At 73.0% G+C, this 20,063-nt stretch carries 13 protein-coding genes; 8 read left to right on the top strand and 5 right to left on the bottom strand.

Annotation, left to right across the window (positions count from 1 at the left end; all coding sequences use genetic code 11):
* Positions 1-40 precede the first annotated feature (40 nt).
* From M8542_RS22745 to M8542_RS22730, 4 genes are all read left to right on the top strand, one after another.
* Positions 41-1,432: an MFS transporter gene (locus M8542_RS22745; RefSeq protein WP_257922231.1), complete on the top strand. Its 1,392-nt coding sequence runs from the start codon at positions 41-43 to the stop codon at positions 1,430-1,432.
* Entirely contained in the window at positions 1,429-1,863 is a 435-nt protein-coding gene (locus M8542_RS22740; protein ID WP_257922230.1) for a GAF domain-containing protein, read from the top strand. The genes M8542_RS22745 and M8542_RS22740 overlap by 4 nt, the downstream gene beginning before the upstream one ends.
* Entirely contained in the window at positions 1,860-3,083 is a 1,224-nt protein-coding gene (locus M8542_RS22735) for a metal-dependent hydrolase family protein (protein ID WP_257922229.1), read from the top strand. Before M8542_RS22740 ends, M8542_RS22735 begins: the two co-directional genes overlap by 4 nt.
* 106 nt (positions 3,084-3,189) lie before the next feature.
* Positions 3,190-5,358, top strand: coding sequence for a tetratricopeptide repeat protein (locus M8542_RS22730; protein ID WP_257922228.1), 2,169 nt, complete (start codon positions 3,190-3,192; stop codon positions 5,356-5,358).
* 302 nt (positions 5,359-5,660) lie between these two features.
* Here the strand turns inward: M8542_RS22730 and M8542_RS22725 are convergent, their stop codons facing one another.
* On the bottom strand, positions 5,661-6,884 hold the full coding sequence (locus M8542_RS22725; RefSeq protein ID WP_257922227.1) for a hypothetical protein: 1,224 nt from the start codon (positions 6,882-6,884) through the stop codon (positions 5,661-5,663).
* Positions 6,885-7,108: 224 nt separating this feature from the next.
* On the opposite strand from M8542_RS22725, the gene M8542_RS22720 reads away from it, so the two are divergent.
* Entirely contained in the window at positions 7,109-10,141 is a 3,033-nt protein-coding gene (locus tag M8542_RS22720) for an AfsR/SARP family transcriptional regulator (RefSeq protein WP_257922226.1), read from the top strand.
* A 313-nt stretch (positions 10,142-10,454) separates the two neighbouring features.
* A complete protein-coding gene (locus M8542_RS22715) occupies positions 10,455-10,781 on the top strand; it encodes a helix-turn-helix domain-containing protein (RefSeq protein ID WP_257922225.1) in 327 nt (108 codons plus the stop codon).
* 471 nt (positions 10,782-11,252) lie between these two features.
* On the opposite strand, the gene M8542_RS22710 is transcribed toward M8542_RS22715, so the two are convergent.
* Positions 11,253-12,323: an aldo/keto reductase gene (locus M8542_RS22710; protein WP_257922224.1), complete on the bottom strand. Its 1,071-nt coding sequence runs from the start codon at positions 12,321-12,323 to the stop codon at positions 11,253-11,255.
* Positions 12,324-12,407: 84 nt separating this feature from the next.
* Positions 12,408-13,922: a tannase/feruloyl esterase family alpha/beta hydrolase gene (locus tag M8542_RS22705; RefSeq protein WP_257922223.1), complete on the bottom strand. Its 1,515-nt coding sequence runs from the start codon at positions 13,920-13,922 to the stop codon at positions 12,408-12,410.
* 136 nt (positions 13,923-14,058) lie between these two features.
* Here M8542_RS22705 and M8542_RS22700 point away from each other — a divergent pair, with 136 nt between their 5' ends.
* Positions 14,059-16,761 (top strand): ATP-binding protein, encoded by a 2,703-nt coding sequence (locus tag M8542_RS22700; protein ID WP_257922222.1) that lies wholly within the window; start codon positions 14,059-14,061, stop codon positions 16,759-16,761.
* Positions 16,762-16,853: 92 nt separating this feature from the next.
* Entirely contained in the window at positions 16,854-17,882 is a 1,029-nt protein-coding gene (locus tag M8542_RS22695; protein WP_257922221.1) for an alpha/beta fold hydrolase, read from the top strand.
* Between the two features lie 75 nt (positions 17,883-17,957).
* Here M8542_RS22695 and M8542_RS22690 read toward each other — a convergent pair whose 3' ends face one another.
* Positions 17,958-18,389, bottom strand: coding sequence for an organic hydroperoxide resistance protein (locus tag M8542_RS22690; RefSeq protein ID WP_257922220.1), 432 nt, complete (start codon positions 18,387-18,389; stop codon positions 17,958-17,960).
* A 71-nt stretch (positions 18,390-18,460) separates the two neighbouring features.
* Positions 18,461-20,053: an ABC-F family ATP-binding cassette domain-containing protein gene (locus tag M8542_RS22685; protein ID WP_257922219.1), complete on the bottom strand. Its 1,593-nt coding sequence runs from the start codon at positions 20,051-20,053 to the stop codon at positions 18,461-18,463.
* Positions 20,054-20,063 lie beyond the last annotated feature (10 nt).

Below are 20,063 nucleotides of genomic sequence, written 5' to 3'. Positions count from 1 at the left end.
TCCGCACTCCTCGACGCCCGGACACGGAAGGCGTTCCCCCATGACCCTGCTGGCGCGACTGGATCGGCTCCCGCTGAGCCGGCCCCACTACAAACTGCTGCTCATCGGCGGGCTCGGCTACACCTTCGACGGCATGGACTCGGCGGTCGTCGCGTTCCTGCTGCCCAGCGCGAAAGCGGCCTGGGGCCTCGACAACGGCCAGCTCGGCCTGATCGGCTCCGCGACGCCGTTCGGCTTCCTCTTCGGCGCGATCGCGGCCGGCCTGCTCGGCGACCGCATCGGCCGCAAGAAAGTCATGATGTACGCGCTGGCCTTCTACGCGCTGTTCTCCGTCATCGCGTCCTTCTCACCCAACTACGAGATCTTCCTCGGCGCGCGGGTGCTCGCCGGGGCGGGCGCCGGCGCGGAAAGCGCGATCATCGCGCCGTTCCTGTCCGAGTTCGTGCCGGCCAAGCGGCGCGGCTGGTTCGTCGGCGCGCTCGCCGGGTTCTTCTCCTTCGGCTTCGTCGCGGCCGCGCTGATCGGGCGGTTCGTCGTGCCGTCGTTCGACGAAGGCTGGCGGATCGCGCAGCTCGTCACCGCGCTCCCGATCGTGATGCTGCTGTGGTGGCGGCGGTCGCTGCCCGAGTCACCGCGGTTCCTGCTCGCCCAGGGCCGGACACTCGAGGCCGAAAACGTCGTCACGAAGATGGAACGCGACGTCGAGAAGGCCACCGGGACCGCATTGCCGCCGGTGCCCGCCGCCGAAACCGCGCCCGCCACGGAAACGCCGAAGGTCAACCTCCTCAGCGCGCTGAAGTTCCTCTGGAGCCCCGCGATGCGGCGCCGGACGGCGGTGATCTGGACCGTCTGGTTCGTGATCACGTTCTCCTACTACGGCTTCTTCTCGTGGATCCCGACGCTGCTGGTCGAGCGCGGCATCACGGTGACGAAGAGCTTCGAGTTCTCGATCATCATCTACCTCGCCCAGGTGCCCGGGTACTTCTCCGCCGCGTGGCTGTCCGAACGGCTCGACCGCAAGCACACCATCGCGCTGTACCTGGCCGGCTCGGCCGTGAGCGCGTTCTGGCTGAGCCAGACGAGCGCGCCGTGGTCGATCACGCTGGCGGGCGCGGTGCTGTCGTTCTTCCTGAACGGCACCTACGCCGGGGTGTACTCCTACACGCCCGAGGTGTTCCCGACCTGGATCCGCGCCAGCGGCACCGGCCTGTCCAGCGCGTTCGGCCGGGTCGGCAGCATCCTCGCGCCGACGATCATCGGCTTGTCCGCGGCGAGCCTCGGGTTCGCCGGCGTGTTCGGCCTGACCACGGCCGTGCTGGCGGCCGGGGTGCTCTGCGTGCTCGTCTTCGGCCTGTCCACCGCGGGCCGGTCCCTGGAAGAACTGACCGAACACGGCGCGCCGAAGGCCGCCGCGAAGGAGATGACGAAGTGAGTCTGTCCACTGTGGAGGAACGGGTGCGCGACGCGATCGGCGTGCGCTTGTTCACCGTGCTGGCCTGGGTGCCGGAACGCGGGGCGCTGCGGCGGGTGCACAGCAGCCACCCCGCGGAGTACCCGGTGGGCGGGGAGAAGACCGTCGAGGTCGCCGCGGGCTGGCTCGAGAAGTGCGTCACCGCGCAGGAGCCGTACTTCGGCCCGGATCGCGCGGCGGTGCGGGAGATCTTCGCCGACCACGACCTCATCGAGTCGCTCGGCTGCGGCTCGATCATCAACGTGCCGGTGCTCGCCGACGGGCGGACGCTCGGGGTGCTCAACATCCTCGACGCGGAAGGCGCGTACGACGAGGATGCGGTGGTGGTGGCCGAATCCCTGACGCCGCTGGCCGTGTCCGCCCTGCTCGACCTGGAGAAGGAGTACCGGTGACCGGATCCTTGCTGCTGCGCAACGCCCGCCTGCTCGACCCGCTGTCCGGCGAATACACCGAAGGCGACCTGCGTGCCGCCGAAGGCCGCATCGTGGAGGTGGGCCCGAACCTCGCCGCGGCCGACGTGCCCGTCGTGGACGCGCGCGGCGCGGTGGTGCTGCCCGGGCTGGTCGACGCACACGTGCACGTCACGGCGTCGACGGCGGACCTGGGCTCGCTTTCGTCGTCGTCACCGTCCTATGTGGCCGCTCAGGCCGCGCACACGATGAGCCGCATGCTCGACCGTGGGTTCACGACGGTCCGCGACGCGTCGGGCGCCGACTACGGGCTGGCGGACGCCCAGGCCGACGGCCTCTTCCGAGGCCCGCGCCTGCTGTTCTGCGGCCGGGCGCTGAGCCAGACGGGCGGCCACGGCGACAGCCGCACCCGCGGCACGAACGCGAAGGACGACCACCCGTGCTGCGCGGGTCTGGGCCGGGTGGCCGACGGCGTGGACGCGGTCCGCGCGGCCGCCCGCGACGAGCTCCGCAAGGGCGCGCACCACATCAAGGTGATGGCCTCGGGCGGCGTGGCCTCCCCGACCGACCGCATCGACTCGACGCAGTATTCGGCGGAGGAGCTGACCGCGATCGTCGAGGAGGCGGCCGCGGCCAACCGCTACGTGGCGGCGCACGCGTACACGGCCCGGGCGGTGAACCGCGCGCTGGAGCTGGGTGTCCGTTCGATCGAACACGGCAACCTGCTGGACGACCGCAGTGTTTCGCTGTTCCGGTCCCAGGACGCGTACCTGGTCCCGACGCTGGTGACGTACTGGGCGCTGAAGGAGGAGGGCCGTGAGCACGGGCTCCCGGAGTCGAGCTGGCGCAAGGTGGACGAGGTCCTGGGCGCGGGCCTGGCGGCACTGGAGCGCGCGTCCCGCGGCGGCGTGAAGCTCGTCTACGGGACGGACTTGCTGGGCGGGATGCACCGCCACCAGAACCACGAGTTCCGCCTGCGCGCCGAGGTCCAGACCCCGGCGGAGGTCATCCGTTCGGCGACATCGACGGCGGCGGACCTGCTGAACCTGACGGGTGAGATCGGCACGTTGGCGGTGGGCGCCCACGCGGACTTGCTGGTGGTCGACGGCGACCCATTGGCGGATGTCGGTGTGTTGGCTGAGCCGAAGCACTTCCGCCACATCGTGCAGGGCGGCGAAGTGGTCGGCGGCAGCGCCGCCTGACCACTGCGGCCGGTGGTGCTGTCGCGCAATTCACCTGCGCGTCCACTGACTTTTCGGTGCTCACCCTGTAGACAGGGAAGTTCCGGGTACGTCGGGGGGTGTTCGGGTGAACGGCGTCAGCGAGGGTGGACGCGGTGCGGCGAGGGGCGCGGACGAGCAGGAGACCGCCCGCCCACCGGGGACTGCGCGCTTGCCGGGCGTCCCGGCCCAGCACGGCGCCGCCGACCCCGAGCCCACCGCCGCGGTCCCGGATCCCCCGTTGCCGTTGCCGGGCAGCCCTCGTCAGCTGCCCCCGCCGCCGGCGCACTTCGTCAGCCGTTCGGACGAGCTTTCGGACCTCGACGCGCTGACCGGGTCCGGCAGCGGTTCCCGGGCGCAGGTGGTCGTCGTGGTCGGTCCCGGCGGGGTGGGTAAGACCGCGCTGGCCGTGACGTGGGCGTCCGGCCACGCCCACCGCTACCCCGACGGCCAGCTCTACACCGACCTGCGCGGCTTCTCCGCGGACACGGCCGTGGCGCCGGAGGAGGTGCTGGGCGTCTTCCTGCGCGCGCTGGGCGTCGCGCCGGAACGGGTGCCGGCCGGGCTGGCCGAGCAGGTCGGGCTCTACCGGACGGTGACCGCCGGGCGCCGGTTGCTGGTGGTGCTGGACAACGCCGTGTCGACGGCGCAGGTGCGCTCGCTGATCCCGGCGTCGGCCGGGTGCGCGGTGGTGGTGACGAGCCGGCTCCGCCTGGACGGGCTGCTCGCCGACGGCGCCCGGTTCGTGGACGTGGCGCCGCTGCCGCGGGAAGACGCGATCGCGTTGCTCACCCGGACGGTCGGGCCGGACCGCGCCGACGTGGAGCCGGCGGAGGTGGCGGAGCTGGCCGAGCTGTGCGGCCGGTTCCCGATCACCCTGCGGGTCGCCGCGGCCCGGCTGGCCGCCCGGCCGCGTTGGCCCGTGTCGCGGGTGGTGGCCCGGCTGCGCGACGAGCGGTCGCGGCTCGCCACGCTGTCCCGGCTGGCGGGCGCGGAAGACTCGGCGACGGCGGCGTTCGACTGGTCCTACCGCGAGCTGCCGGAGCACGCGGCGCTGCTGTACCGGCTGGCCGCCGAGGTCCCGGGACCGGAGTTCACCGCGGGGCTGGCGGCCGCGGTCACCGGCCTGCGGGACGACGTGGTGCGCGACGCGCTGGAACTGCTCGTCGACGCGAGCCTGCTCGAGGAGGCCGACCTCGACCGCTACCGGTTCCACGACCTGGTCCGGCTGCACGCGCGGGCCCAACGGGACGAGGCCCGGTTCGAAGCCGTGCCCCGCGCCGCCCGGTGGTACTTGCGGGAGCTGACGCGGGCGAACCTGGTGGTGATCCCGGCGCGCTGGCGCGTGAGCCCGGTCGCCGACGAGGTGCGGGCCGAGCCGGCGCCCTTCGCCGACGACGGCGCGGCGCTGGACTGGCTGGCCGGCCAGCTGCCGAACGTGCTGCCGCTGCTGGAGGAAGCGGTCGCCGACCGGCACGACGAGATCGCGTGGCAGCTCTGCGAAGCGTTGTGGGAGCTCTTGCTGTACCGCAAGCACTATCCGGAATGGCTGCGCTCGCACGAGCTGGGCATCACCGCGGCCCAGCGCTGCCACGACCGGGTGGCCGAGTCGCGGTTGCGGTACCAGCTCGGCCGGGCCTGCTTCGACCTCGGGCAGCTGGAGCCCGCCGAGCGCGAGACGCGGTGGGCGGCCGAGCTGGCGCGGGAGGCGCACGACCGGCGGAACGAGTCCGCGGCCCTGGAACAGCTGGGGATGGTGGCGCAGGCCCGCGGCGACTTCGACGCGGCGGTCGTGCTGTTCGCCGACAGCCTGCGCATCGAGGAAGAACTGGGCATCGAACGCGGGGTGGCGGCGCGGCACTGGCGGATCGGCGAAGCGCTGCTGCGGGCCGGCCGCGAGACGGCCGCGGCTCGGCACCTCGAGGCGGCCGCGCAGGTTTTCACCGAGATCGGTGACGACAAGGGCGCGGCCCGGGCGGCCATCGGGCTGGCCCGGATCGACGCGCGATCCGGGCGTCCCGACGGGGCGATCCGGCGCCTCGAACACGCGCGCGGCGTGCTGGGCAGGCTGGGCTCAGCGGTGCACGAGGCGAACGTGCTGCTCGCGCTGGCCGAAGTCGCCGAGGCCGACGACCAGCGCGGCCGGGCCCGCGCCTACCTCGCCGAAGCGGTCGAACTCCTGGCCGACGTCGGCGGGGCGGCGCTGGAGCGGGCCCGGGCCGCGCTCGAGGCCGCTGACCGCGGCGAGGGCACGTAACCGTCGCCCGCTGATCAGCCAGAAGCAGGCGGCGGCCGCGGCGAGTTCGCCATCGCCTCCGCCGATGATCGTGGTGTCGCCGGTGTGGTCGGCGAGCAGCAGGCCGGCCGGGCCGATCGGGACGGCGGCCACGGTCAGTCCGGGCCACCGGTCGAACAACGCGGCCAGGGTGGCCCGGCCGTCGGCGTGGCAGGGGCGGGCTTCGGCGAGGACCGCGTCGGCGAGTGAGAACCGGCCGGCCCGCGTGCCGGTGATCACCGAAGCGCGCCGGCCCGCCCAGGTGGCGTGCCAGCGGGTGAGGCTCATGCTGTCACCGGCTTCGGCAAGGGCACCGGTGAGACGGGCACCGCGCGGGCCGGCTCCGGGAGACCCAGCAACCGGTAGCAGGTCCGGCGTAGGACGTGCCCCGCCTGCCCGGGCCGGGACGTGAGCAGCCCTCGCACCAGCTCAGGCAGCCCGGCGGTGTCGCGCACGTCGGCCGCCGCCCGCAACTGCGGGGGCAACGGCTCATCGGGCCGCCACCGGGGTGCGTGCCGCGCGAGCACCTCGCTGGGGGTGCCGGCCAGCAACGGCCGGTCCTGGCTCTCGGCGAGCAGGACCGCCGCGCCGGCCGCGGCGCCGTAGCCGGTCACGGATCCGTAGTCGCCGAGCACGTGGTCGGCGGCGGCCAGCGCGGCGCGCCACCCTTCTTCCGGCGGCACGAGCGTCAGACCGGCGCGGAGGGCGTCGGCGAGCCAGGACCGGACCTGCCAGGCGCCGTGGTGGGACCAGATCGCCGGGTGCAGAGCGCCGACGACGTGGTAGCGCTCGCGCGGCAGCCCGGCCAGGACCCGGTCGAACAGGTCCGGGTGGCGGCCGAACGCCGACTGCGGCGACCACGTGGTCGAGACCACGACGACTTCCTGCCCGTCGGCGGCGCCGAGCGCCCGTCGATACCGGTCGCGGTACGGCAGGCTGGCGGTGAGCCGGTCCAGTGCGATGTCCCCGGCGACGACCGCGGCGGGCAGGGCGTCCGGGCAGACCTGGGCGAGGAGCTCGTGTTCGCGGTCGTGCACCAGGACGATCGCGTCGGCGCGGACGCGGCCTTCGCGCATCAGCTGGTCCGGGCCGAGCCCGGTCTGGGGCCGGTGGGGCCGCGCGGTGGCCGGGGGCCGCCACGGCCGGTACTGCCCGAAGCCGCCGCCGTGCGGGACCAGGACCGCCGGGGCGGCCAGGTCGTCGAGGCCGCGGGTGCTGCCGGCGAGCACGAGGTCGACGTCGCCGCGGCGCGCCTGGGCCCAGGGGAGCACCGCACCCCCGTGCGCGCGGAGGAATTCGTGCGTGGCGGGCCAGCCTTCGCCGTTTTCGGGGTCGGTGAACACGATCTGGACGCGGTGGTCGGCCTCGAACAGCGGCAGCAGGTCCAGCAACCGGGTGCCGGCCACGATGTGCGGCACGAGCACCAGAACGGATTTCGTGCCGCGCCGGGTGGCGAGGTGCGCGTCGGTGGCTCCGAGTGGGCTGCGCACCCAGGTGTTCACGGCCATCGCGGTCCTCCAAAAGTTGTGTCCAGTTGTTGTCACCACTGTCGGGGACCTGGTTGAGAAATGGCTTTCGGCCAGTGCTTTTACTGCTTGACAATGGATCAACGATGATCGTCAACGGGCTTTTTGCGTCGCGCTGACGTGGTTCTTCGGTGGAATCAATGCGAAAGTGATCGTGGCGGAGAGGGCGGTGGACGGCGTTTCACCGTGGGGAAAGGGGGAGTGGCGTGGAATTGGTGTTCGGAATTCTCGGGCAAACGGCCTTGCTGCTGCACGGGAAAGTGGCCGTGAAGTGGGCCCAGCCCCGGTCGAGACAAGTGCTCGCCGCATTGCTGACCCGGCCGAACCACCGGTTCGCCGTCGACGACGTCGTCGAATGGGTGTGGGCCGACGACGAAATCGTGCCGCGAGGTGCGCTCGCGACCCTGCACCAGAACGCCGCGCACCTGCGGCACGCCTTCCAGGCGAACGGGATCGACGCGCGCGTCGCGGTCGGCAAGACCGGGTGCGTGGTCGAGATCGACCCCGGGCTCGTCGACCACGTCGCGTTCGGCCGCCTGCTCGCGCCCGCGCGGCAATTGCGGGACTCTGGCGAGCATCATCGCGCCCACGTCGAGGCGCAGGCGGCGTTGCGGCTGTGGCGAGACGAGCCGTTGGCCGACCTCCGGACGCGCCGGGCCGCCGGCTGGCGCGCGCAATGGCTGCGCAGCCAATGGCTTCCGGCGAACGCGTTGCTCGTCGCCGAGCTGCTGGCCGTCGGGCAGGCCGACGTCGCGCTGGGCCGGCTGATGGAGCTCGAACAGGCCCACCCGCTGGAGCTGAGCCTGGCGAAGCTGCGGCTCCGCGCGCTGGCCGCGGCCGACCACCCCGGCGAGGTGACCGAGTTCTACCTGACGATGCGCCGGCACTACCTCGAAGCGGGCGAGCTGCGGGCCGCCGACGAACTGCGTGCGGTGCACGAGGAGGTGCTCGCCGGCGGCGGCGCGTTCCCTCGGCAGGTGGTGAAGATCCCCGCCACCGCAGCGGAACCCGACATCACACCCGTGTGGCACGTCCCGCCGGACTGCGACGAGCTGGAGGGTCGGGACGGGCTGCTCGCCGAGCTGGACGCGTTCACCTCCGACTCGAGTGGGGCGCCCCGCCCGGGTGTGGTCGTGGTGACCGGCGGACCGGGCGTGGGCAAGTCGACGGCGGTGGTGCGGTGGGCGCACCGGGCGCGGCGGCGGTTCCGCCACGGCGTCGTGCTGCTGGATCTGCGTGGCGACAGCCAGGCGACGGCCGCGGCGGCCGGCGAAGTCGTCGACACCTTGTTGTCCCTGCTGGACTTCCCGGTCGACCAGGTGGTGAATCCCGTTGCCCGGGCGGCGAAACTGGCGGCGCTGCTGCGGCGCCGCCCGCTGGCGGTGGTGCTCGACAACGTCCGCAGCCGCGAGCAGGTCGCGCCGCTGCTGGGCGTGCTCGCCTCGTGCACGGTGCTGGTCGTGTCGCGGTGGCGCCTGCCGTCGCTGGCCGCGACGGTGTCCCCGCCCGTGATCACCGCGGCGCCCTTGGCCGCCGCGGACGCGACGTCGATGCTGGCCCGCCGGATCGGCCGGCGTGCCCGGGAGGACCACCGCGGCCTCGCGGAACTGGTGCGGCTGTGCCGGGGCAACCCGCTGGCGCTCACGCTGGTCGCCGACCGCGCGCTGGCGCGCACGGGCATGGTGCTGCCGACGCTGGCCCGGCTCCTGCGCGACGCCGACCTGCTGCTGGACCTCGGGCACGAAGGCGACTGGCCACAACGCAGCCTGCGCGCGGCCTTCACCGTGTCCTACCAGGCGCTGGCCGCGGATGAGCGGCGCGCGCTCGCGGTGATCGGGCTGCATCCGGGCGCGGAGGTCACGGCCGAAGCCGTCGCGGCCGCGGACGGGCGTCCGGTGCCGGCGGTGCGCCGCTCGCTCGACGTCCTCGTCGCGGCCCACCTGCTCGAGCACCCCGGCGACCTCGACCGCTACCGCGTCCACGACCTCCTGCACGCCTACGCCGCTTCGGTCGCGGAGCAGCTGGACGACGTCGCGGCGGTGCGCCGCCGGCTGTTCGAGTTCTACCTGCTGATGGCGCACGACGCGCACCGCCTGGTGTTCCCGCACAAGCCACCGCCGCCGTTGCCGGCCACGACCCTGGCGTGGCCGGGCGCCGGGTTCGCCGGTGCCGCCGCGGCGCGCCAGTGGGTGATCCGGGAAAAGAACCTGCTGGCCGAGGTCGTCGCGGGCGCGGCCGCCGTGGGGCTGCACGAGATCGCCTTCCACCTCCCGGCGTTGTTCGCGGAGCTCTTCGTGGCCAAGGGCTACTTCGCGGACGCGATCGGCTGTCTCACGACCGCGGTCGGCAGCGTCGAAGCGGCGCTCGCCGAGGGCGGTGGCGACCAGGCGTGGCTGCGGCAGCTGCTGGGGTCGAACCTGAACGACCTCGGCGTCGTCCTGATGCACCGCGGCGAGGAGAAGCAGGCGGAGCAGCACCTCCGGCGGGCGCTGGAGCTGGCGGAGGTGGCTGGTCTGCCGCTGGGCCGGATCGCCGCGACCCTGAACCTGGCCCGGTGGCACCTGCGGTCCGGCCGCGCGGCCGAAGCGGCGGTGCTGGGCCGGCTGGCGCTGGAGGTGGCCTACGAGCTGGGCGAGCCGTCGCTGTGCGCGGTCGCCGCGCACCGGCTCGCGAACGCGCTGGTCGCGGCGGGCGGGTTCGAGCAGGAGGCGGCGGAGCTGTACGCCGAGGCCCTGGCCGACCTGCGGGACACGGCCGACGTGACGACCCGGCTGGAGATCCACACGGCGTGGGCATCCCTGCTGACCGACCAGGGCCGGCTGGCCGAGGCCGACGACCAGTGCCGGCGCGCCTCGGAGCTGACGTCGGCGAGCCTGAGCCTGCCGGCGGTGATGAAGCTGAATACGGTCCTGGCCCGGCTGCGCCACGAACAGGGCAACGCGCGGGCGGCACTGTGGTTCGCGTACCGCGCGGTCGAGCTGGCCGACCGCACCGGCCACGCGACCGGGCAGGCCAGGGCGCTGGCGGCGCTTGCGTCGATCCTGCGTGAACGCGAGAACCGGGCGGACGCGCGGGCGCTGTGGCTGCAGGCGGCGGAGCTCTACCGGGGCCGCGAGCGCGGCACGCGGGTCGCGGAGCTGGGTGAGCTGATCGCGGAGCTGGACGAGCCGGAGCCGACCATCCCGGCCGCGCGCGACGGGGATCGGGACACCGTGGGCCGGGTGCGGTGCGAGGAGTGATGCGGGAATCCCGCTCGGCTCGGTGACCAGGCTCGTTCGCGCGGCCACGCTCCGCGGATGAGTGTCCACAGTGGATCACCCGATGTGGTCTTTGGTGTTCACCGGCCGGGACAAGGAAGCTGGAGCGTGTCGTCGATTACAGAACCGCCGGGCCGCGTCATCAGCAGCGGCCGCAGTCGTTCCTCCAAGACAGCGAGGGGAGCGACCATGCGCGGGGGCGACCGGGCACCACACTCGCGGCGGTGTACGCGCCGGTGGACATGCCGTTGGCTGGGGTGTGCCCCGCACCCGGACCACCTGGGCGGTTGATCTCGTGAGCGAGGACCACAGAGCCGAGCCCGTGCCCGAAGACGTGGTGCGGGAGCTGGTGGACCACTACGCGGCCGGGGAGACGATCGAAGGGCTGGTCGCGCGCTACCCGTACAGCTACCGCAAGATCCGGACGGCGTTGCTGGACGCCGGGGTCACGTTGCGGCCGCCGCGCATCCCGCTGCCGCCGACCCCGCCCGGTCTGGTCGACGCCTACCTCGACGGGCGGTCGATCCGCCAGCTCGCGACGACTTACGGCATGTCGTACAACCAGACCCGGAACGTGCTGCTCGCCGAGGGAGTGGAGCTCCGCCGGCGCGGTCAGCCCTGACGGTTCGCAGCCGGGCTTCGCGGGAGCCGCGAAGCCCGGCGACATGCGTTCGCGGGTCAGGCCGCGCAGCACATGATGATCCACCACTGGGGGTGCATCATGGGTTCCTCCTTCGTCGTGCGGGGACCGGCTCACCGCGCACCACCGCCCGGGCGGATTGGGTACAATCTTTGCTCGCGTGGAGCTGCCGAGGAGTGGATGCGGGTGGGCTCTTTTGGTGGTCACGCGTTGGTGTTGCGAGCACCGTACTCGTTACGGATGAGGTCACATCAGCCGGGTCGGTTATTCACCGGCCAACCCGTTCGGGTAATCCCTGGCTCCACTGTAGAGCGTCGTCGGACCACTGATCTCAGTAGTGGCAAGGGTTCCCACCCGGACAGAGCAATGCGGCCACTCGTTCGAGTGGCCGCATTCCCGTCCTGTCCGCGCTCCGCGACAAATGCGAGAAATTCTCACTCGAATGGGTGGCGGCTACCAGTTCCGGATCACGGGTGCGTACCCCGCCGGCTTGTCGCCCACCTTCGTGTCCGGCGTGACGATCCAGTTCTGGTACCGCGCCGTGAACATCCGGTACACCGACGTCGGCGGCACCGCGCTCGCCTCGTCCAGCGTCGCGCGCAGGTCGGCCGGGATCTCGAAGTCCAGGGCCGCCGTGCTCTTGCCCAGCTGCTCCGCGCTGCTCGCGCCCACGATCGCCGAGGCGATGCCCGGCTGGGTGGCCACCCAGTTGATCGCCACCTGGGCCATCGTCACGCCCAGCTTGGCCGCCACCTCCTCCAGTGGCTTCAGCAACTGCCAGTCCCGTTCCGTCCACGTTTGCGCGTCCGGGTCCGAAAACCGGCCCGAGCCGCCGTCGCGGTACTTGCCCGTCAGGAAGCCGCCCGCCAGGGGGCTCCAGGCCGTGATGCCCAAGCCGAGGTCCTGGCCCATCGGCACGTGCTCGGTCTCGATTTCGCGCTGTACCAGGGAATACGGCAGCTGGAGGTTGATCATCGGGGTGAGCGAGCTCGCTTCGGCGATGCTCTGGGCGCGGGCGGCGTACCAGGCCGGCACGTCGGACAGGCCCGCGTAACGGATCTTGCCCGCCCGGACCATGTCGTCGAGCGTGCGGACGACCTCCTCGGCCGGCGTGATGCGATCCCACGTGTGCAGCAGGAACAAATCGACGTAGTCGGTGCCCAGCCGGCGCAGGGACGCCTCCAGCGCGCGGATCAGGTGCTTGCGGCCGTTGCCGCCCGCGTTGGGGTCGCCCGGGTCGACGCTGTTGGTGAACTTGGTGGTCAGGACCACCCGGTCGCGCAAGTTCGCTTCGGCGATGAGGCGCCCGAGGATCGTCTCGCTTTCGCCCGCGGTGTAGAAGTCCGCCGTGTCGACGAAGTTGCCGCCTTCGTCGAGATACTTGCGGAAGATCGGGCGGGCTTCGGCTTCGGTTTTGCCGTAGGCGGCGTGGAAACCGCCGGTGCCGAAGTTCATCGTGCCGAGCGCCAGCCGGCTGACGCGCAGTCCGGACCGGCCGAGGAGGTAGTACTGGTCTAGTGCCATGACTTCAGCGTGCCGAGCCATTTTTGGACCCGCAAGTCCATTCGCCGTGGGCGCCGGAGGGAGGCCGGCACCCACGGCGTGGACTCAGCGGCAGCGGTAGCTCGACGCCACCGCCGGGTCGCCACCCGTGTACCGCGAGACCGACGGGAGCGGGCACAGGTCGCGGGTCTTGCCGTCCGCCGAAGCGGCCGTCAGCGTCGCCGGGGCCTTGCCCTTCTCCACCCAGTCGACCAGCTGCCCGAGCGCGTTCGTCGCCTCCGGGCCGCCACCGCCGAAGCAGTGCTCGACACCCGGCGCCGAGAACAGCCGGTAGAAGTCGTTCACCCGGTGCGCGCCACCCATGGTCCGCTCCACCTGCTTGCGGTAGGACAGCGTGCCGCCCGGCGGGATCAGCTGGTCGTTCGCGCCCACGAACGTGATCAGCTTGCCGCCGGCGCGGCGGAAGGCCGACAGGTCCGGGTCGGACGTGCCGATGACGTCGTCGTACTCACGCACCGACTGGCGGAACACGGCGGCGTACTGGGCGTACGTCAGCTTCGAGGTGTCGAAACCGGCCTGCTTCGCCACGAACGACTGCACCCACTTGACGGCCACCGGGAAGCCCGGCGCGACGAGCGTGCCGTCGGGGCCGGGCGCCGTGCCGGCCAGCCAGGTGAAGTCCGCGCCCTTGGGCAGCCCGGACCACAGCTTGCGGCCGCGCTCGTCGGTCGGCCCGGCCCAGATCTTGCGCATGACCTCGGCGTCCGCCGCCGTCACGGTGAACTCGTGGCCGTCGCAGACGACCTTCGTCCCGATCAGGCCGCGCGGGTCGTAACCGCACTCGTCCGGCCGGTCGACGATGCCGTTCGTGACGCCGTCACGCGCGTCGCACGCCTGGACCGCAGCCGTCCGGAACGCCGAAAGCACGCAGGTGCTGGGGAAGTCGTGACTCTGGTTCATCACGACCTGCGGCCACAGCGTCGCGACGGCGAACTGCGTCCAGTCGACGGCCGGGGCGTTGGCGAGGATGCCGTCGAAGTCGTCGGCGTGGTCCTGGGCCTCGGCGTAGCCCTGGCGGCCGCCGGTCGAGCAGCCGGTCCAGTACGAGTAGGACACCGGGCGGTGGTAGTACCGCTGGGTGACGGCCTTGCCGATCAGCGCCTCTTCGTGCACCGAACGGGTGGCGAAGTTGGTCAGGAGCGTCTGGTCGACGTGACCGGGCGCGGTCAGCGCCCACGATGTGTCGAGCCCGTCGAGGGACACCCCGGCGTCGGTCGTGACACCGGCGTAGCCGTCCTTGGCGGCTTGGGCGAGGCCGTCGAAGTTGCCGGCGGCGTAGGCGCTGCCGCCGAGGGCCTGCAGCCGGCCGGTCCAGCCGGTGTCGGGCAGGGCCACGGCGACCTTGACGTGGTCGCGGCCGGAATGGGTGAGCGTGACGGTGAGCTGGCAGTACGCGGTCTTGTGTTCCGCCTGGACCGACTCGATCTTCGCGCCGGCGGGCGCCTCGACCGGCACGGCGGCGCAGACCGGCGTCGCGGCCGACGCGCTCGGGGCGAGCGGGATCAGCCCGGTCAGCAGGAGCGGCACGGCGGCCGCCAAGAACTTGGGGATGCGTCTCATCGGTTCCTCGGGTCGCTTGCGTGGACGCTGCGAAGCTAGGGGGCGGCGGGCGACCGCCGCGCCCGTCGGGTGACGCTGTTGATGTACGTCACTCGGCCTTGAGCTGCGGAAACACCGGTTGGGTAAGGTCGGTCGCATGGCGTTGCACGGGCGGGAAGCCGAGCTGAAGGAGCTGGGTGCGCTCGTCGACGGTCCCGGGGATCGCAGTGGTGTCGTGATCCGCGGCGAAGCGGGCATCGGCAAGTCGGCGCTGGTGGCCGAGACGGCGGACGCGGCGTCGGTGGCGGGCCTGCGCGTGCTGCGGACGACCGGCGCGGAGGCCGAGCGGAACCTCGCCTACGCGGGGCTGCACCAGCTGCTGTACCCGGTCCGGGCGGGCGTGGCCGCGCTGCCCGCGCCGCAGCGGGACGCGTTGCGCACGGCGTTGGGCCTCGCGGACGGCGTTTCGCCGAGTGCCTACCTGGTGGGGCTGGCGACGTTGACGTTGCTGGCCGAGGAGGCGGCGGCCAAGCCACTGCTGCTGGTCGCGGAGGACGTGCACTGGCTGGACAACGCCAGCGCGGACGTGCTGGCGTTCGTGGCCCGGCGCATCGAGACCGAGCCGATCGTCCTGGTGGCAACCCTGCGCGACGGTGCTTCGCCGCTGCTGGACGCGGGCCTGACACCGATGACGCTGGACCGCCTCGCCCCGGACGCGGCGGCGGGCCTGCTGGACTCGGTCGCGCCGCGGCTCGCCCCGGCGGTCCGGACCCGGCTGCTCGCGGAGGCCGCGGGGCACCCGCTCGCGTTGACGGAGCTGCCGTCTTCGGTGGGCGAGCTCGACGGGCTGGACCCGGTGCTGCCGCTGACGGAACGGCTGGAGCGCACATTCGCGGACCGCGTGGCGACGCTGCCGGCGGTGACACGGACGGCGCTGCTGGTGGCGGCGCTGAACGAGACGACATCCCTGGCCGAGACCTGCGCGGCGACGCGCGTGCTGGTGGAGAGCGAGCCGCCCCTCGTCCCAGGCCCCGAAATCCTCGCCGCCGCCGTCGAGGTGCGCCTGGTCGACCTCTCCGCCGGGGCCGTCACCTTCCGGCACCCGCTCATGCGCTCCGCCATCCCTGCCGCCGCCGGCCCCCTCGACCGGCGGCAAGCCCACCTCGCCCTCGCCGCCGCCCTGCACGACCAGCCCGATCGGCGGGCCTGGCACCGAGCCGCCGCGACCGCCGGGCCCGACGAAACCGTGGCCGCCGAGCTCGAACGCACCGCCGAGCGGGCCCGGCACCGGGGTGGGGCCGCCGCCGCGATTGCCGCGCTCGAACAGGCCGGGCGGCTGAGCGAGGCGCCCGGCACCCGGGCCGATCGGCTGCTCAAGGCCGCCGAACTCGCCGTCGAGTCCGGGCGGCGGGAGACCGCCGAACGGCTCGTGCACGCCGCCAACCCGGCCGGCCACCGGCAACGGGCCACCGCGAGCCGCCTGCTCAGCGAGTTCGAAGACGGCGTCCGCGAAGACCCCGCCCGCGTCGCGGAGCTGGCGGCCACCGCCGCGGCCGTCGCCGCCGACGGGGAACACGGCGCCGCGCTGCGGATCCTGTGGAGCGCCGCCATGCGCTGCTTCTGGGTCGAGCCCGGCGACACCGCCCGCGGCGCCCTGCTCGACGTCGTCGACCGGCTGCCCGTGCCGCGGGAAGATCCGCGTGTCGTGGCCGTCACCGCCTACGTCGCGCCCTTCGACCGGGGCCGGGAAGTCCTCGAAAACCTGCGGGAGCTGGTGGGCGCGACCGGCGCCGACCCGGAAGTCGACCGATACCTCGGCAGCGCCGCGCTCCAGGTCGGCGCCTTCGACCTCGCCGCCCGCTTCTCCGCGGCGGCCGCGCCTGGGCTGCGGGCCCAGGGCCGGCTCGGGCTGCTGCCGCGGGCGCTGGCCGTCCAGGCGTGGAGCCGGGTGCGGCTCGGCGACCTCGCCGGCGCCGTGCCCGCCGCCGCGGAGGCGGCCGCGTTCGCCCGGGAGACCGGGCAGCCGTTCATGTTCGGGCTGGCCACCGCGGTCCAGGCCGAGATCGCCGCCCTGCGGGGCGACCACCGGCAGGCGAAGGCGCTCGCCGACGAAGCCGAACGCGCCGGGCTCGCCGCCGGCGCCCGGCCGGTGCTCGCCACCGTCCAGCTCACCCGCGGCCTCACCGGCCTGAGCGAAGGCCGCTTCGACGACGCGTTCGCGGACCTGCGCCGGTTGCACGACCCGGCCGACCCCGCCTACCAGCTGGCCCTGCGTGCCTACTGCGTCGCCGAACTGGCCGAGGCCGCGGTCCGCGCCGGGCGCACCGACGAACTGCGCGCCATCCTGGCCGGGCTCGAGTCCCGGGAAACGCCGTCGCCGGCGCTGCACATCGGCCTGCGGTACGCGCGGGCCGTCCTCGACCCGTGCGACGAGCGCTTCGCCGCCGCCCTGGGCGCCGACCTCACCGGCTGGCCCGCCGAACGCGGCCGCGTCCACCTCGCGTACGGCGAGTGGCTGCGGCGGCAGCGGCGGGTCGTCGAGTCGCGGACGCACCTGCGCACCGCCCGCGAGACCTTCGACGCCCTGGGCCTGACGGCGTGGGCCGAGCGGGCGCGGCGGGAGCTGCGCGGCGCGGGCGAGTCGAGCCCGAACCGCGGGCCGGACGCGCGGGAGAAGCTCACCCCGCACGAGCTGAGCATCGCCCAGCTCGCCGCGGAGGGCCTGACGAACCGCGAGATCGGGCAGCGGCTGTACCTTTCGCACCGGACCGTCGGCACCCACCTGCACCGGATCTTCCCCAAGCTGGGGGTGAGCTCGCGCGCCGACCTCGCCGGGACGCTCGAAGCCCTGGGCGGGTGACGTACACCGGCTGCGTCACCTGACGGGCGCGAAGGTCACCGAATCGACTCTAACGTCGTGAAAGTCCCACGGTCTTTCACGCAGGAGTCGAGATGATCAGCAGGAGAAGGTTCGGGCAGGCGTTCGCGGCGGGGCTGGCGGCGACGTCCTTGGCGGCCTGCTCGTCGGAGGCCGCCGCCCCCGCCGCGGCGCCGACGCCCGACTCGCGCGCCGGGTCGGGGGAGCACACCTCGCTCGGCGAGGTCAAGCACGCCGACGCCGGGGTGCTGTCGATGGCCTACTACGAATCCGGTCCGGCGACCGGGCAGCCGGTCGTGCTGCTGCACGGCTGGCCGTACGACCCGTACAGCTACGTCGACGTCGCGCCGATCCTGGCCGCGGCCGGGTACCGGGTGATCATCCCGTTCCTGCGCGGCTACGGCCCGACGACGTTCAAGTCCGCGGCCACCGTCCGCAACGGGCAGCAGGCCGCGGTCGCGCTCGACGTCGTCGCGCTGCTCGACACGCTCAAGATCGACAAGGCCGTCTTCGGCGGCTACGACTGGGGTTCGCGCACGGTCGACATCATCGCGGCGCTGTTCCCGCAGCGCTGCAAGGCGGTCGTCGCGGTGAGCGGGTACATCGTGACGAACCTGGCGGCCAACCAGAAACCCCTGTCCCCGCAAGCGGAACTGGGCTGGTGGTACCAGTACTACTTCGCGACCGAGCGCGGCCGCGCCGGCTACGCGGCCAACCGCCACGACTTCAACAAGCTGATCTGGAAGACGGCGTCCCCGGCGTGGCACTTCGACGACGCGACCTACGACCGCAGCGCGGCGGCGTTCGACAACCCGGACCACGTCGACATCGTCGTCCACAACTACCGCTGGCGGCTGAGCCTCGCCCCTGGTGAGCCGCAGTACGAGGCGTACGAACAAAAACTGGCCACCGGCCCGGCGATCACGGTCCCGGCGATCACGATCGCCAGCGACTTCGACGGCGCGGCCAAGGACGGCAAGGCCTACCGCGCGAAGTTCACCGGCAAGTACGAGCACCGCATCCTCGACGGCATCGGCCACAACGTGCCGCAGGAAGCGCCACGCCCGTTCGCCCGGGCGATCCAGGACGCCGACCGGATGTGAGTCTGCCGCGGCCTCTCGTGAGTGTTTAGGGCGGTTCTAACCGCCCTAAACACTCACGAGGACTTGCGCCGCGGTTCAGGCGACCGTGGCGTCGAGGGTGACCTCGATGTTGCCCCGCGTCGCCTTCGAGTACGGGCACACCTGGTGGGCGCCCCGCACCAGCTCGTCCGCCGTGGCCTGGTCGATGCCGGTGGCCTCCAGGTGCAGGGCCGCGCTCAGCTCGAACTCGCTCGCTTCGGTGTCGTGGTGCAGCGTGACTTCCGCGACCACCGCGAGGTCGTTCAGCGGCACCTTCTTCGCGCCCGCGACCCGGCGCACCGCGCCGACGAAGCACGACGCCCAGCCCGCCGCGAACAGCTGCTCCGGGTTGGTGCCGTCGCCCGCGCCGCCGAACGCCTTGGGCACGGCGAGCGTGACGTCGAGCGCGCCGTCGTCGGAGCTCGCGCGGCCGCCGTTGCGGCCCTCCGCGGTGGACGTCGCGACGGCGGTGTAGGTCACTTCGGACATTGGGTTCCTTTCAGCGGGTGACGCCACCACGCTAGGAATCCGGCGTGACCCGCGGCGACCGTCGTCCGACGTCATCCGTGTACGTCACCGTTTTCCAGCCGCAGCCGCCGGTCGATCCCGAGCCGCTCGAGGAACCGTTCGTCGTGGCTGACGACGACGAACGCGCCGCGGTAGGCCGTCAGCGCGTTCTCCAGCTGACCGGTGCTGACGAGGTCGAGGTTGTTCGTCGGCTCGTCCAGCAACAGCAGCTGCGGCGCCGGCTCGGCGAACAGCACGCAGGCCAGGGTGGCACGCAGCCGTTCCCCGCCGGAGAGGACACCGACCGGCAGGTGCGCCCGCGCGCCGCGGAACAGGAAGCGCGCCAGCAGGTTCATCCGCTGCGACGGCGGCAGTGCGGGGGCGGCCGCGGCCAGGTTCTCGGCCACCGTGCGGTCGTCGTCGAGCAGGTCGAGCCGCTGGGACAGGAACGCGATCCGGCCCTCGGCCCGCGACACCGCTCCGCTGTCCGGCTCGAGGTCGCCGTGCACCAGCCGCAGCAGCGTGGACTTCCCGGCGCCGTTGGGGCCGGTGAGCGCGATCCGCTCGGGGCCGCGGATCGCCAGGTCGACGCCGCCGGGGAAGAGACCGCGGGCCCGCAGGCCCTCGCCGAGGAAGAGCGTGCGCCCGGCCGGGACCACCGTCTGCGGTAGCTCCAGGCTGATCTTCTGCTCGCCGCGCCGGGCCCGCTCGGCCTGGTCGAGCTTGGCCTTCGCCGCGTCGACGCGGGCCGTGTGCGTGCCGTCCGCCTTGCCCGCCGACTCCTGCGCGTTGCGCTTCATGGTGCCGGCGAAGATCTTGGGCAGCCCGGCGTTGCCGAGGTTGCGCGACGCGGTGCTCGCCCGGCGGGCGGCGCGCTCGCGGGCCTGCTGCAGCTCCCGTTTTTCGCGTTTGACCTCCTGTTCGGCGTTGCGGATGTTTTTCTCGGCGACGTCGCGGGCGGCCTGGACTGCCGCCTCGTAGGCGGTGAAGTTCCCGCCGTGGAAACGGATCTCACCGCGGTCGAGCTCGGCGATGCGGTCCATCCGGTCGAGCAGCGCGCGGTCGTGGCTGACCACGACGAGGCAGCCGGACCAGTCGTCGAGCACGGCGTAGAGCTTGTGCCGCGCTTCGCGGTCGAGGTTGTTGGTCGGCTCGTCCAGCAGCAGGACGTCGGGGCGCTTGAGCAGCTGCGCGGCCAGCCCCAGCGAGACGATCTGGCCGCCGCTGAGGGTGCCCAGCGTGCGGTCGAGGGCGACGTCGAGGCCGAGCCGGTCGAGCTGGGCGCGGGTGCGGTCTTCGACGTCCCAGTCGGTGCCGATGGTCGTGAAGTGCGCTTCGGCGGCGTCCCCCGACTCGACGGCCGCGATGGCCGCCAGGATCGGGGCCACGCCGAGGATTTCGGCGACGGACGGCTCGCCGCTCAACGGCAGGTCCTGCGGCAGGTAGCCGAGCACGCCGTCGGCGGTGACGCTGCCGGTGGCCGGTTCCAGCACGCCGGCGACGAGCTTCAGCAGGGTGGTCTTGCCGGACCCGTTGGGGGCGACGAGACCGGTGCGGCCGCCCGGGAACGTGGCGGACAGGTGGTCGAAGACGGGGGTGTCGTCGGGCCAGGAGAAGGACAGGCCGGACAGCACGATTTCGGACATGACGAAGACC

The organism is Amycolatopsis iheyensis, assembly GCF_024703995.1.
Lineage (GTDB): Bacteria > Actinomycetota > Actinomycetes > Mycobacteriales > Pseudonocardiaceae > Amycolatopsis > Amycolatopsis iheyensis.
The sequence above is the reverse complement of the archived record's forward strand: the minus strand, read 5'-3'. Positions and strand labels throughout refer to the sequence as shown.